General features: G+C 38.5%; 14 protein-coding genes. All 14 read right to left on the reverse strand.

Annotated features, from left to right (window positions below):
• Positions 1-185: YlmC/YmxH family sporulation protein (locus AC11ZT_RS11700; protein WP_484059763.1), on the reverse strand; the 185-nt coding region annotated here is incomplete at its 3' end.
• Between the two features lie 58 nt (positions 186-243).
• Entirely contained in the window at positions 244-1,488 is a 1,245-nt protein-coding gene (locus AC11ZT_RS11705) for a M16 family metallopeptidase (protein WP_484059764.1), read from the reverse strand.
• A 241-nt stretch (positions 1,489-1,729) separates the two neighbouring features.
• A complete protein-coding gene (locus AC11ZT_RS11710; RefSeq protein WP_484059773.1) occupies positions 1,730-2,587 on the reverse strand; it encodes a polysaccharide deacetylase family protein in 858 nt (285 codons plus the stop codon).
• 185 nt (positions 2,588-2,772) lie between these two features.
• The gene (gene pnp, locus AC11ZT_RS11715) at positions 2,773-4,899 is read right to left on the reverse strand and encodes a polyribonucleotide nucleotidyltransferase (protein WP_484059765.1); all 2,127 of its coding nucleotides are present in this window, start codon (positions 4,897-4,899) and stop codon (positions 2,773-2,775) included.
• Positions 4,900-5,060: 161 nt separating this feature from the next.
• Positions 5,061-5,330, reverse strand: a complete 270-nt coding sequence (gene rpsO, locus AC11ZT_RS11720) for a 30S ribosomal protein S15 (RefSeq protein WP_379967332.1) — start codon at positions 5,328-5,330, stop codon at positions 5,061-5,063.
• Positions 5,331-5,459: 129 nt separating this feature from the next.
• A complete protein-coding gene (ribF, locus tag AC11ZT_RS11725) occupies positions 5,460-6,401 on the reverse strand; it encodes a bifunctional riboflavin kinase/FAD synthetase (protein ID WP_484059766.1) in 942 nt (313 codons plus the stop codon).
• A gap of 130 nt (positions 6,402-6,531) precedes the next feature.
• A complete protein-coding gene (gene truB, locus AC11ZT_RS11730) occupies positions 6,532-7,455 on the reverse strand; it encodes a tRNA pseudouridine(55) synthase TruB (protein ID WP_484059767.1) in 924 nt (307 codons plus the stop codon).
• A 50-nt stretch (positions 7,456-7,505) separates the two neighbouring features.
• Positions 7,506-7,862, reverse strand: coding sequence for a 30S ribosome-binding factor RbfA (rbfA, locus tag AC11ZT_RS11735; RefSeq protein ID WP_379967323.1), 357 nt, complete (start codon positions 7,860-7,862; stop codon positions 7,506-7,508).
• 122 nt (positions 7,863-7,984) lie between these two features.
• On the reverse strand, positions 7,985-10,078 hold the full coding sequence (infB, locus tag AC11ZT_RS11740; protein WP_484059768.1) for a translation initiation factor IF-2: 2,094 nt from the start codon (positions 10,076-10,078) through the stop codon (positions 7,985-7,987).
• Positions 10,079-10,082: 4 nt separating this feature from the next.
• The gene (locus AC11ZT_RS11745; RefSeq protein ID WP_484059769.1) at positions 10,083-10,394 is read right to left on the reverse strand and encodes a YlxQ family RNA-binding protein; all 312 of its coding nucleotides are present in this window, start codon (positions 10,392-10,394) and stop codon (positions 10,083-10,085) included.
• A complete protein-coding gene (gene rnpM / locus AC11ZT_RS11750; protein ID WP_379967314.1) occupies positions 10,391-10,657 on the reverse strand; it encodes an RNase P modulator RnpM in 267 nt (88 codons plus the stop codon). The genes AC11ZT_RS11745 and rnpM overlap by 4 nt, the downstream gene beginning before the upstream one ends.
• A 12-nt stretch (positions 10,658-10,669) precedes the next feature.
• Positions 10,670-11,752, reverse strand: a complete 1,083-nt coding sequence (gene nusA / locus AC11ZT_RS11755; protein WP_484059770.1) for a transcription termination factor NusA — start codon at positions 11,750-11,752, stop codon at positions 10,670-10,672.
• 18 nt (positions 11,753-11,770) lie between these two features.
• On the reverse strand, positions 11,771-12,241 hold the full coding sequence (gene rimP, locus AC11ZT_RS11760; protein ID WP_484059771.1) for a ribosome maturation factor RimP: 471 nt from the start codon (positions 12,239-12,241) through the stop codon (positions 11,771-11,773).
• Positions 12,242-12,490: 249 nt separating this feature from the next.
• Positions 12,491-13,464: helix-hairpin-helix domain-containing protein (locus tag AC11ZT_RS11765; protein WP_484059772.1), on the reverse strand; the 974-nt coding region annotated here is incomplete at its 5' end.

The raw sequence follows: 13,464 nt of genomic DNA on the forward strand, positions 1-13,464 counted from the left end.
CTCCAAGAAATGCGGACTTCTTGTTGTGACCGTCGAAATGCAGTCCATTTTCCAATTGGAATAATAAGAGAATGAATGCGGCCGTCACTCTCATCAATTTCTAAATCCGCATGACCGAGAACACCCATTCTCTCAGCACGTTCTAAATCAACGATTTCTTTCCCGCTTAGCTCACTTAATCTCAAAAACAACCCCCCCTTACATAAGACGTATGTAAGGAGGGGGCGAAACATGCCAATTATCTTATCGGTTCGCAATCGCTTTCGGTAATTGTCCAGTTGGACTAATAAGAGAAGCGGAAAAATCATCTGTAAAAATAGTGCGAATCAGCTCATCTACACTCGTTTTTGTTACACTGTTTACACTCTCAATCATTTCATCAAGAGAACGATGATGTTGTAACAAAAGCTCATTTTTACCGTTGCGGCTCATTCGACTGTTCGTGCTCTCTAAACTTAACATGAGACTACCTTTTAATTGCTCTTTGCTATTTTGTAATTCTTTTTCAGTAATACCTGTATCTTTAAAGGTTTCAAGCGTTTGTTGAATTGTTTCATACAAGGTTTCTAATTGTTGACTTCCTGTTCCTGCATAGATAGTCAGCATCCCCGTATCTTCATAAGAAGAATGATATGAAAAAACAGAATACGCTAGACCACGTTGCTCACGGACCTCTTGGAATAAACGACTGCTCATACTCCCGCCTAACACACTGTTTAATACAATTAAGCTGTAGACATTTTTATCCCCTACATTCAATCCTTGAAATCCGAGGCAAAGATGTGCTTGCTCCGTTTCCTTTGTGCGTGCAATTGTATTGTGATGAAATACAGGGCTATGTATAGATTCGCGCTTTGTTGTTGCTTCGTATGCACCAAAATATGACTCAACCTTTTGAATAAATGACTCGTCTACATTTCCCGCAATGGAAATAACTACATTTTCCGGAGTGTATAAATCTTTCACATATTGATTAAGCGTTTCTCCTGTAAACGTAGACAAAGTCTTTTCTGTTCCTAAAATTGGGAAACCTAGTGGATGTGTTTCGTATGTAACTTTTGTTAATAAATCATGAACAATATCATCCGGTGTATCTTCATACATTTTTATTTCTTCCAAAACAACATTTTTTTCTTTCTTAACTTCCTCTTCCTCAAAGGTGGAGTGAAAGAACATATCTGATAATATTTCTAGTGCATACTCACCATGTTCATCTAATACTTTGGCATAATAGCATGTATATTCTTTGGATGTAAAAGCGTTTACTTGACCACCAATTTTATCAAATGATTCTGCAATATCACGTGCAGAACGCGTTTTTGTTCCTTTAAACAGCATATGTTCCAAAAAATGAGAAATTCCGTTATTAGCAGCGTTTTCATTACGTGACCCCGTATGAATCCAAACGCCTATAGCAACAGAACGGACAGTTGGAATATTTTCAAATACAATTCTTACTCCATTTTTACAAGTATATTTATTGATCAATTGCCATCCTCCTATAAAGTGAAACTTCCATCAGTGAAGACGTTTTCCTCACTGATAGTTAGCCCGGGTTAAGCGGGATAACCTGTAACATTCTAACGCAAATAATATGTTACCCTATAGAATCCCTACAAACAAATGTATGAACGGATTAATTTTGATTCGTAACAGAGGGTAGATGATAGATTATTACATATTTCCATTTCTCTATCATACCAATTTTACGAACTGCTGTCATGTATAACTATTGATCAATTCGTTTTTCGTCAAGGAGAGAAGAAATATTGCCAAGCTTATATCCTTGTTGTTTCAACTGCACAATTAAAGAATCTAACGATTGCGATGTTGGTTCAGTTGGATGCATAAGTACGATAGCACCAGGATGGACCTTTTTCGTTACTCTTTCTATGATTGTGCTAGCAGATGGCCTTTGCCAATCTATTGTGTCAACAGTCCACATAATTGTTCCAAGCCCGAGTTCAGAAGCTATGGTAATCGTTTCATCACGAAAGCTACCGCTGGGCGGAGCAAACCAGTTCACTTTCTTCCCCGTAGCTGCTTCAATTATATCATTCGTTTTCACAAGTTGCTCACGCGTACTATCAGAGGATAGAGTTTTCATATCAGGATGTGTGTAGGAATGATTGCCAATTTCTTGTCCGGCATCTCCAATCATTTTTGCCAGTGCAGGATTTTCTTTTACCCATCTACCTTCAAGAAAAAAGGTAGCGGATACTTGATGCTTTTTTAATGTTTCTAGCATAGAGGGAATATATTCGTTTCCCCACGCAACATTAATGGTAAGTGCAACCATCTTTTTATCAGGATGCCCTCGATAAACAGGTGCTGGCGATAGATTTCTTAAATGTACCGTAGGAGAAACCTCTGTATAAACGAGCTTATTTTCATCAAATACTCCGTTTTTTTTCATAATTTTATAGGAAGCTTGTACATCCACATTCCGCCCATTGTATCCTGGAATTGCCTTCCAAATTTTATCTACAACTGCATTTTGCGCCGGTATATAATACTGTTGTGCACGTTGCTCAATTTCATTGAATAACGGATCTGTCGACTTAGTCACATGCACAACTTGCTTCATTTCACTCACGTAAGCAGACGTATATGGATTTTGTAGAACTAGTAACCCTAGTATCATACATACAATGATACTTGCATACCGCATTGCTTTCATGTCATTCCCTCCTCGTAACACAATATGTACAAGGAAGAATGACTAGAACAAAAAAAGGCAGGAACATGTCCCTGCCTTCCTTGTTCATTAAGTTAGTTCTTTGCTTCTTGTTCCTGCTCTTTTGCTTTCTTTTCCTTTAAAAGAACTTTTCGAGATAAATTCACGCGGCCTTGCTTGTCTATTTCAATAACCTTTACTTCTATTTCATCACCGATAGCAACGACATCTTCCACTTTTCCAATGCGTTCTTCCGCAAGTTCAGAAATATGTACAAGTCCATCTTTGCCGCTAAATAGTTCAACGAATGCACCAAATTTCTCAATCCGTTTTACTTTTCCAACGTATACTTCGCCGACCTGAACTTCCCGAACAATATCTTCGATAATTTTCTTTGCTTTTTTATTCATTTCTTCGTTCGTAGAAGAAATAAACACACGTCCGTCTTGTTCGATATCTATTTTTACGCCAGTTTCTTCGATAATTTTGTTAATTTGTTTACCGCTTGGTCCAATAACATCACGAATTTTATCTGGATTAATAAACATCGTCAAGATTTTTGGCGCATAAGCTGATAAATATTCACGCGGTTGTTGGATAGTAGCTAGCATATGCTCTAAAATTTGCATGCGTCCTTTTTTCGCCTGTTGCAATGCTTCTTTCAATATTTCGCGAGAAAGTCCGTCAATTTTAATATCCATTTGCAACGCTGTAACACCTTTGGCAGTACCGGCTACTTTAAAGTCCATATCACCTAGATGATCTTCCATACCTTGGATGTCTGTTAAAATCGTGTAATGTTCCCCTGATTTAACTAGCCCCATCGCAATCCCAGCTACTGGAGCCTTTATTGGAACACCAGCATCCATCATGGCAAGAGTACTACCACAAATACTTGCTTGTGATGTAGAACCGTTCGATTCTAACACCTCAGATACAAGACGAATTGTATATGGAAAATCCTTTTCAGAAGGGATAATTGGCTCTAAAGCGCGCTCTCCAAGTGCACCATGTCCAATTTCACGTCGTCCAGGTCCTCTCATTGGACCCGTTTCGCCTACGCTAAATTGCGGGAAATTATAATGATGCATAAAACGTTTCGTTTCTTCAATTCCAAGACCGTCTAGAATTTGGACATCGCCAAGTGCACCTAATGTACAGATACTAAGTACTTGCGTTTGTCCACGTCGGAATAAACCGGATCCGTGCGTACGTGCAAGTTTGCTTACTTCTGAAGATAATGGGCGAATTTCATCAATTTGACGACCATCTGGACGGATTTTTTCAACAGTAATAAGGCGACGAACTTCTTCTTTCACGATTGTATGAAGAACTTCATTTGCTTTCCCAATCATAGCTTCGTCGATTTCTTCCGCTTTTAACTGTTCGATTACTCGTACATTCACTTCTTTAATCGCTTCGTCCCGAGCATGTTTTTCAAACACTTGAATGGCTGCCTTTAAATCCGTTTCTGCTAAATCACGAATATGCTTTTCAAAGTCAGCATCAATTTCATATAACTCTACTTGACGTTTTTCTTTTCCGACAGCACGTACAATTTCTTCTTGGAAGCTAATAATACGTTTAATTTCTTCATGTCCAAACATAATAGCTTCCAGCATAATTTCTTCCGGCACTTCTTGTGCCCCGGCTTCTACCATGTTAATAGCATCTTTCGTGCCCGCAACAGTTAAATTAATGTCGCTCATTTCAGCTTGTTCTAACGTAGGATTAATAATAAATTCCCCGTTAATACGTCCAACTACAACACCTGCAATTGGTCCCTCAAATGGAATATCAGAAACTGATAATGCTAATGATGAGCCGATCATAGCTGCAATTTCAGAAGAACAGTTTTGATCTACACTCATTACAATACTAATAACTTGTACTTCATTCCGAAATCCTTCTGCAAAGAGCGGACGGATTGGACGGTCGATTAAGCGACTTGCTAAAATAGCTTTTTCACTAGGGCGTCCTTCCCGTTTGATAAACCCTCCGGGAATTTTACCAACAGCATATAAGCGTTCTTCATAATTCACAGTTAATGGGAAGAAGTCTACATTTTTTGGTTCTTTAGAAGCTGTTGCAGTAGAAAGAACTGCAGTATCACCGTAACGAACTAAAACGGCACCGTTTGCTTGTTTTGCAAGTTGGCCTGCTTCTACAACTAGCTCTCTACCAGCTAAATCTATTGAAAAGACTTGCTTTTCCTGATCCATTGAAGTACCCCTCTCTATTCCAATATAAACAATCTTCTATGTAAAAGTAGAATATATGTCGATTATACCCTTCTCTAGTATTTCCGAAAAGATGAAAAGCTATGAAAAGAAGACAATATATTTTTCCTAATAAAAAAGCGGGAATCATCCCGCTTTCTTACTTATCGGCGTAAGCCTAATTTGTTGATTAATTCACGGTAACGAGTAATATCTTTGTTACGAAGATAGTTTAACAAGTTACGACGTTTACCAACCATTTTCAAAAGACCACGACGTGAATGATGATCTTTCTTATGAACACGTAAGTGATCATTAAGTGTGTTAATCTGTTCCGTTAGGACAGCAATTTGAACTTCTGGAGAACCAGTATCAGTCTCATGAGTTCTAAATTGAGCGATAATTTCGTTTTTACGTTCTTGTGCGATAGCCATCCTATTCACCTCCTTAGTATCAATCCCCAAGTTCCTAGCAAGCGTTGGTGAATCGCAATGCCAAGAAAAGGTTCAATCAAAGTACGTATTTTAGAATACTACTTTTTATAACGAAAAGCAAGTAAGTTCTTATTGCTCTTTAAAATATTGCAAAGTCATTTGTTTATCCTGTGCAATTTGAGCAACGAGTTCTTCTACACCATGAAACTTTTTTTCAGGGCGAATCCGAAAATGCCACTCTACTTCAACCGGTTCATTATAAATAATATCGTGAAAAGAAAATAGATGTACTTCTACAGACAATACTTTCTCTTCCAGTTGAAATGTTGGTTTATAGCCAACATTGCATACACCGTTAAACCATGTGTTCTTTACTTTCAAGCGAACAGCATACACACCTGTAGGTGGCAGCATAAAGTCCGAAGACACTTGTACATTTGCAGTTGGAAAACCAATTTGTCTACCGCGTTTATCACCATGAACGACAGTACCTGCTATTTGATATCTTCTGCCAAGAATAGTAGGGATTTCATCCATTTTTCCTTCTTGTATGAGGGAACGCAGTAAGGTGGAGCTCACCTTTTCATCTTGAAACTCGACTTTTTCAATCACAGTTTGTGTAAACTCCCCTCTGGAATGAAATGGCATCGTCTCCATCGTTCCCTTTCCAAGACGACCGTAAGTAAAATCAAAGCCTGCAACAACGTGTTTAATATGTAAACCAATTACATAATCATCGATAAACTGTTGTGGAAGCAGCGTAGCAAATGTGCTGTCAAACTTAACAACATACATAATATCAATACCCATCGCACCAAGTATTTGTTCCTTTACAGATAAAGGTGTAATGGATTTGACTTTTGCTTTATCTTTGCCAAGGACGACAGATGGATGGGGGTAAAAAGTCATAACAGCACTCTTATATCCAAGTTTATCCGCAATCTCCTTAGCCGTTAAAATGACCTTTTGATGACCAAGATGAATCCCATCAAAGTACCCTAACGCCATTACTGCAGGTTCTAAATCAAGCATTTTCATATTCGTAGGATGAGTTAAATGAATTACCTTCACACGCATGATCCACCTTTACTAATAGTGAAACTAGAGTACGAAAAGTGTCCACACTGTAACAAAATAATGAACCATTGCCTCGTTTTTGTTTCACACTTTTTCTATATAATCTTCTAGCATCCACTGCTCATTATATCTTTAATTCTTGATTGTTCACAAGAACTTTTAAAGGCTTTAATACGTTTGACTTTTGTGGATGCTGTTCATAAATCGCTAAGCATGTACCTATTTGATCGCAAACAAGTGAGTACCCGGTATAATCGCGCATTGAATTAGGAAGAAAAGCACCATTCATTACTTTTTCTATTTGTTCATCCTTGACGATGATTTTCGGAAAGGTTTGTAATGATTGTTCAATACTATACAAAATATCTTGTACTGTATTAGTTTGCACTTTTTCTTCTAATTGTTCAAATGTTACGCACTCCGATAGCATAAATGGTCCTGAAGCAGTACGGACTAAAGATGACATATGCGCTGGGTATCCTAGCCGTTCTCCTATCATGACAGCTAACGTTCGTACGTATGTACCTTTACTGCATGTTACGCGAAAGGAAAACGAAAGAGGAGAGCCTGTAAACTCTTTCCGATCATCTAATAGAGCAAACTCATGGATAGTAATTTCTCGAATGGGGCGTTCCACCTCGAGACCTGCACGAGCATATTCATATAATTTTTTCCCATTTACTTTCACTGCTGAATACATGGGAGGTACCATTTTCATTGTACCGGTGAGTGAAGCTAAAACAGCCTCCACCTCATCACGAGAAATGATTCGTTCCACGGCTTTTTGTTCCACCACTTCTCCAGAAGCATCCTCTGTTGTTGTTGAGAATCCAAGTGTTACTTCACCTTCGTACGTTTTCGTATCACTTGTCAAAAATTGTGCAATTTTTGTAGCACGTCCAATACAGATTGGAAGAACACCAGTTACATCTGGATCTAAAGTTCCTGTATGTCCAACTCGTTTTTCCTTTAAAAGCTTTCTTATCTTGAACACACAATCATGGGATGTTAACCCTTTTGGTTTATTAAGTAACAGTACTCCATTCATTCTCACACCTCATTTACTTGCAGAAAAAATGGATAGACTGTGTCTATCCATTATTCTTCATTCTTATCTTGTTTGTTTATATCATGTAGCAACGTCTCAATATGGTTACCATAGCCAATAGATTCATCAAATTCAAACGTAATTTCAGGTGTTTTCCGCAAACGAATGCGTTGCCCAATTTCTGAACGGATAAATCCTTTTGCTTTCGCTAACCCTTTTAACGTGTTCTGTTTTTGTTCTTCATCACCTAAAACAGAAATATAAACCTTTGCAAGTTGTAAATCGCCACTCACTTGTACGTCTGTTACTGTGACAAAACCAATGCGGGGATCTTTAATTTTACGACCGATAATATCGCTCATTTCTTTCTTCATTTGTTCTCCCACGCGATTTGCACGTAGCTTCATACTATCACCTCGTTGTAAACCACTACTGCCGCATCTATAGATCAACTACAAACGTATAGTGAAAAATAGACACAGCAGAATCATTCGTGATTTATTTCTTATTCGCTTGCCTTGCAATAAAATTATTTACGTTCAATTTCTTGCATAACAAACGCTTCAATTACGTCGCCTTCTTTAATATCGTTATACTTCTCGATAGTAAGACCACATTCGTAGTTTTGCGCAACTTCCTTCACATCATCCTTAAAACGTTTCAATGTATCTAGCTGTCCTTCATAAATAACAATACCGTCACGAATGACGCGTACGCTACTATCGCGAGTGATTTTTCCATCAGTTACGTAGCAGCCAGCAATAGAACCGACTTTCGATACTTTGAATACTTGACGTACTTCCGCTTGTCCAAGAATTTTTTCTTCATATTCTGGATCAAGCATCCCTTTCATTGCGGATTCAATTTCCTCAATAGCATTGTATATAATGCGGTGTAAGCGAACATCAACATGTTCCACTTCTGCTGTACGTTTCGCATTCACATCAGGTCGAACATTAAATCCGATTACAATAGCATTTGAAGCGGATGCAAGAATAATATCAGATTCTGAAATTGCCCCTACTCCAGTATGAATAATTTTCACTTTCACACCTTCAACTTCAATCTTTCGAAGTGATCCAGCAAGTGCTTCAACAGACCCTTGTACATCTGCTTTTACAATCAGATTAATTTCTTTCATTTCATTTTCTTGGATTTGTTGGAATAAGTCTTCTAGGCTTACCTTCGCTTTATCACCACGTTGCTCCATTAAAGCACGTTGTGCTCTTGCTTCCCCAACTTGACGAGCTTTCTTTTCATCAGAGAATACGATAAAACGATCCCCAGCTTGTGGTACTTCATTTAAACCTGTAAGTTCAACTGGAGTAGATGGGCCTGCTTCTTTTACGCGACGTCCAATGTCATTTACCATGGCACGAACACGACCGTGTGAGGATCCAACAACAATTGAATCTCCAATACGTAACGTTCCGTTTTGAACAAGTAAAGTAGCTACAGGTCCTTTCCCTTTATCAAGTTTTGCTTCAATAACCGTTCCGATTGCTAGGCGATTTGGGTTTGCCTTCCATTCTTCTACTTCACCGACAAGTAAAATCATTTCTAACAAATTATCTATGCCTTCACCAGTGCGGGCAGACAATTGTACAAATATAGTGTCTCCACCCCAAGCTTCTGGAACTAGACCATACTCCGTTAATTCTTGCATAACACGGTCTGGATTAGCCGCAGGCTTATCCATTTTATTCACAGCCACAATAATTGGTACTTCAGCAGCTTTTGCATGATTGATTGCTTCAATTGTTTGTGGCATTACACCATCGTCAGCCGCCACTACCAGAATGGTAATATCGGTTACAAGTGCACCGCGTGCACGCATCGTTGTAAAAGCAGCATGTCCTGGTGTATCCAAAAATGTAATTTTCTTTCCATGTACATCAACTTGATAAGCACCAATATGTTGCGTAATACCACCCGCTTCGCCTTCTGTAACTTTTGAGTGGCGTATGCTATCAAGGAGAGTCGTTTTACCATGGTCAACGTGTCCCATAATCGTCACAACAGATGGTCGCTCTACAAGATCAGCTTCTTCATCTGGATCATCGATGAAATCTTCGAAGTTAGTTTCATCAAGAACTACTTCTTCTTCAACTTCTATACCATATTCACTTGCAATTAATTCAATCGTATCTTTATCCAAATCTTGATTAATCGTTGCCATAATTCCAAGCAAGAAAAGCTTTTTAATAATTTCAGAAGGCTCTCTTCCTAATTCTTTAGCAAGCTCTCCTACTGTAAGTGAACCAACAAAAGTAATTTTATCCGGTACATCCACAGCTGCTTTACGTCCTTTTTGTAAGGTAGCATAACGGTCTTGACGTGTATCGGATGATTTTTTGTCTTTATCTCTTTTCTTTTTCTTATTACTATTTTTCTTTGCAGTTCGGACAACTTCTACATTCTCTGCTTCATCAAACTCTTCTACGATGGAAGGCTTCTTCGTTACTGTGTCATTAAATTGCTTATCTAATTGATTTACTACTTCTTCATCTAACATTGCCATATGATTGGAAACCTCAATATTCATTTCATTTAGTTTTGTAATAATATCCTTAGTGGACACGTTTTGCTGTTTGGCGTATTCATACACTCGAATTTTAGCCATACTTTCACCCCCGATAAGTTGTATCGAGCATGCTTAGCAACTTTTTCGCAAAGCCCTCATCCAGAACGGCAACAACTACTCGTTCATCTCTCCCGATTGCATGCCCTAATACGTACCGGGTTTCGACTGTTTTGAGTGGTACCTTGTAGTAGCTAGTTTTGTCTGTAATGCGTTTTGCTGTGTTCGCTGATGCATCCTTTGCGAGCAATATTAGCTTTGCTTTGCCGCTTCGAACTTCCTTTAAAACGAGTTCCTCACCTGAAATTACCTTACGTGCTCGATTAGCAAGTCCCAACAGTGATTCCCAATTGCTCATTTGGCATTTACCATTTCTAGCAATTGATCATATAGAGAGGGATCTACTTTCGCCTTTAAATTATGCTCAATGACATTTTTCTTTTGCGCAAGAAGGATTACTTCTTTATCTTTTGTCAAATAAGCACCTCGACCAGACTTTTTGCCGGTTTCATCAATGAACACTTCTCCATCTTTTGAACGAACGATGCGAATGAGTTCACGTTTTGGTTTCATTTCTTGCGTTACCATACATTTACGTAAAGGAACCTTTTTGATACTCACTCTACTTCACCTCTATTCAAGAGAAGAATCCATATCGTCAGACTCGTCCAATAAACCTGCCTTCTTTGCTTCTTCTTCACTCTTAATATCGATTTTCCAGCCAGTAAGCTTAGCAGCTAGACGAGCATTTTGTCCGCGTTTTCCAATTGCAAGCGAAAGTTGATGATCTGGAACAATAACCGTTGTAGCCTTTGCTTCTTCGTTTACAATCACTTTCAAGACTTGAGAAGGACTTAATGCATTCGCTACATATTCAACAGGGTCATTGGACCAGCGAACGATATCAATCTTTTCACCTTTAAGTTCATTCACAATACGTTGTACGCGTTGACCTTTTGGACCAACACAAGAACCTACGGGATCAACATTCAAGTTATCAGAATGAACGGAAATTTTGGAGCGATCGCCTGCCTCACGTGCTACCGAACGAATTTCAACCGTTCCATCATAAATTTCCGGAACTTCTAGTTCAAATAATCGTTTTAATAATCCTGGATGTGTTCTAGAAACGAAAATTTGTGGTCCCTTCGTCGTCTTTTCGACTTTTGTTAGGAACACTCGAATACGTTCATGCGGTTTATACTGTTCATTTGGCATTTGTTCATTTAGTGGAAGCAAAGCTTCTACTTTACCTAGACTCACGTAAATGAAGCGGGCATCTTGACGTTGCACGATTCCCACCATAATATCTTCTTCACGGTCGCTAAATTCTGAGTAAATAACGCCTCGTTCTGCTTCACGTACACGCTGCGTTACAACCTGTTTAGCAGTTTGAGCAGCAATGCGACCGAAGTCTTTAGGTGTAACTTCTAGTTCAACTACATCACCAATTTGATAATTAGAATTTATATGTCGTGCTTCTTCGATAGAAAGCTCTAAACGTGGATCAAACACGCTATCCACAACTTCCTTCCGTGCAAATACTTGAATCGTTCCAACCTCTTGATTTAAGCTTACTCTAACATTTTGAGCTTGGTTAAAATTTCGTTTATAGGCAGAAATAAGAGCAGCTTCTATCGCTTCAATTATTACCTCTTTGCCTATTCCTTTTTCTTTTTCTAAGACGAGCAATGCATCTAGTAATTCAGTGCTCATGGAGATCCCCCTTCTAAACTAAAACGCAACGGCAAGACGTGCGCTTGCAACTTTACTCATTGGAATTTGTACTTCTTTTTTACGTGTTTTAATCATAATAGCGAGTGTAATTGTTTCACCGGTATAAGAAAGCAACTTTCCTTCAAACAGTTTGCTATCCTCAATCGGTTCATACGTTTTAATAGCTACTTGTTTCCCTATTGCCTTATGAAAATCCTGCTCTTTTTTTAGAGGACGTTCTGCACCCGGAGACGAAACATCTAGAAAATATAGATGAGGGATTGGATCATGTTTGTCCAACTCTTCACTTAATCGTTCACTTACCATACCGCAATCTTCGATATCAACACCTGTTTCAGAATCGATAAAAACACGTAAAAACCAATCTTTTCCTTCTTTTACGTATTCCAAATCTACGAGCTCCAAGTTTAATTCATCTATGATTGGTTGTGCGATTTCTTCTACAATTTCTGTCACTTTTTTGCTCATGAAGTTCCTCCTCTCTGCTATGAAATAGGATCACAAAAGCCGATGCAATCCATGCAAGAATAGGCTTTTTACCATTAAACAACAGCAAGTGCTTATAAACATCTTTATATTAGGCGAACAGCTCTCGCTCACTGAAATAAGCTAGTAGTAAAACGAAAGAGTGGGTTTCCCCACTCTTTTTCGCAAAATATACTGTCCGAGATTACCCTAGAATATTGTAGCATATTACATAGCGATTTGCAAAGTGTGTTAAAAGAAGGAGAGCTGGTTCTGGTCAGGTAAAGATTCTAAACATCCTTGACTATCTAAATAGGTAATGATTGTTTTCGAAATTTTCGACCGCTGCTGCAAATCTTCTTTTGACAAAAATTCTCCTTCTTGGCGTGCCTTTACGATATTTAACGCTGCATTCGTACCAAGTCCATCAATCGCATTGAACGGAATAAGTAATGATTGACCGTCAATAATAAAGTCTGTTGCACTAGAACGATACAAATCCACTTTTTTAAAGGAGAAACCGCGTTCGCACAGTTCTAGCGCCATCTCAAGAACAGTAAGTAGATTTTTTTCTTTCGTTGATGCATCCAATCCCTTTTGCACAATTTCATCAATTTTAGCACGAATACCAGTTGACCCAATTGTCATTGCTTCCACATCAAAATCGTCCGCCCTCACTGTGAAATATGCAGCATAAAACAAGAGAGGAAAATGGACTTTGAAATAAGCGATACGAACAGCCATTAATACATATGCGGCAGCATGGGCCTTTGGAAACATATATTTTATCTTTTTACAAGAATCGATGTACCAACCTGGAACATTATTTTTTTTCATTTCTTCTTCCCATTCCTCTGGTACACCTTTTCCTTTACGAACAGATTCCATAATTTTAAAGGCGATGGAGGGCTCTAATCCTTGATAAATTAAATAAACCATAATATCATCACGACAACCAATTACATCACTCAAAGAACAAGTGCCATCATAGATTAGTTCATTAGCATTTCCAAGCCATACATCCGTACCATGAGATAGTCCCGAAATTTGAACTAGCTCCGAGAACGTGGTTGGCTTGGTTTCTTCTAACATTTGTCGCACAAACTTTGTACCAAACTCAGGAATGCCAAGTGTGCCCGTTTTACAATTAATTTGCTCTGGTGTAACTCCAATTGACTCGGTTGTAGAAAAAATTTTCATGACTTCTGGATCATCCGTAGGAATGG

This window comes from Ectobacillus sp., from assembly GCF_056992975.1.

What these genes read in the sequence shown, in the direction of transcription:
- AC11ZT_RS11710 (WP_484059773.1), bottom strand. Translation starts at nt 2,587, where the DNA reads ATGAAGCAAGTTGTGCATGTGACTAAGTCGACAGATCCGTTATTCAAT.
- rpsO (WP_379967332.1), bottom strand. Translation starts at nt 5,330, where the DNA reads ATGGCTATCGCACAAGAACGTAAAAACGAAATTATCGCTCAATTTAGA.
- nusA (WP_484059770.1), bottom strand. Translation starts at nt 11,752, where the DNA reads ATGAGCACTGAATTACTAGATGCATTGCTCGTCTTAGAAAAAGAAAAA.
- infB (WP_484059768.1), bottom strand. Translation starts at nt 10,078, where the DNA reads ATGGCTAAAATTCGAGTGTATGAATACGCCAAACAGCAAAACGTGTCC.
- AC11ZT_RS11745 (WP_484059769.1), bottom strand. Translation starts at nt 10,394, where the DNA reads ATGAGCAATTGGGAATCACTGTTGGGACTTGCTAATCGAGCACGTAAG.
- truB (WP_484059767.1), bottom strand. Translation starts at nt 7,455, where the DNA reads ATGAATGGAGTACTGTTACTTAATAAACCAAAAGGGTTAACATCCCAT.
- rbfA (WP_379967323.1), bottom strand. Translation starts at nt 7,862, where the DNA reads ATGAAGCTACGTGCAAATCGCGTGGGAGAACAAATGAAGAAAGAAATG.
- rimP (WP_484059771.1), bottom strand. Translation starts at nt 12,241, where the DNA reads ATGAGCAAAAAAGTGACAGAAATTGTAGAAGAAATCGCACAACCAATC.
- pnp (WP_484059765.1), bottom strand. Translation starts at nt 4,899, where the DNA reads ATGGATCAGGAAAAGCAAGTCTTTTCAATAGATTTAGCTGGTAGAGAG.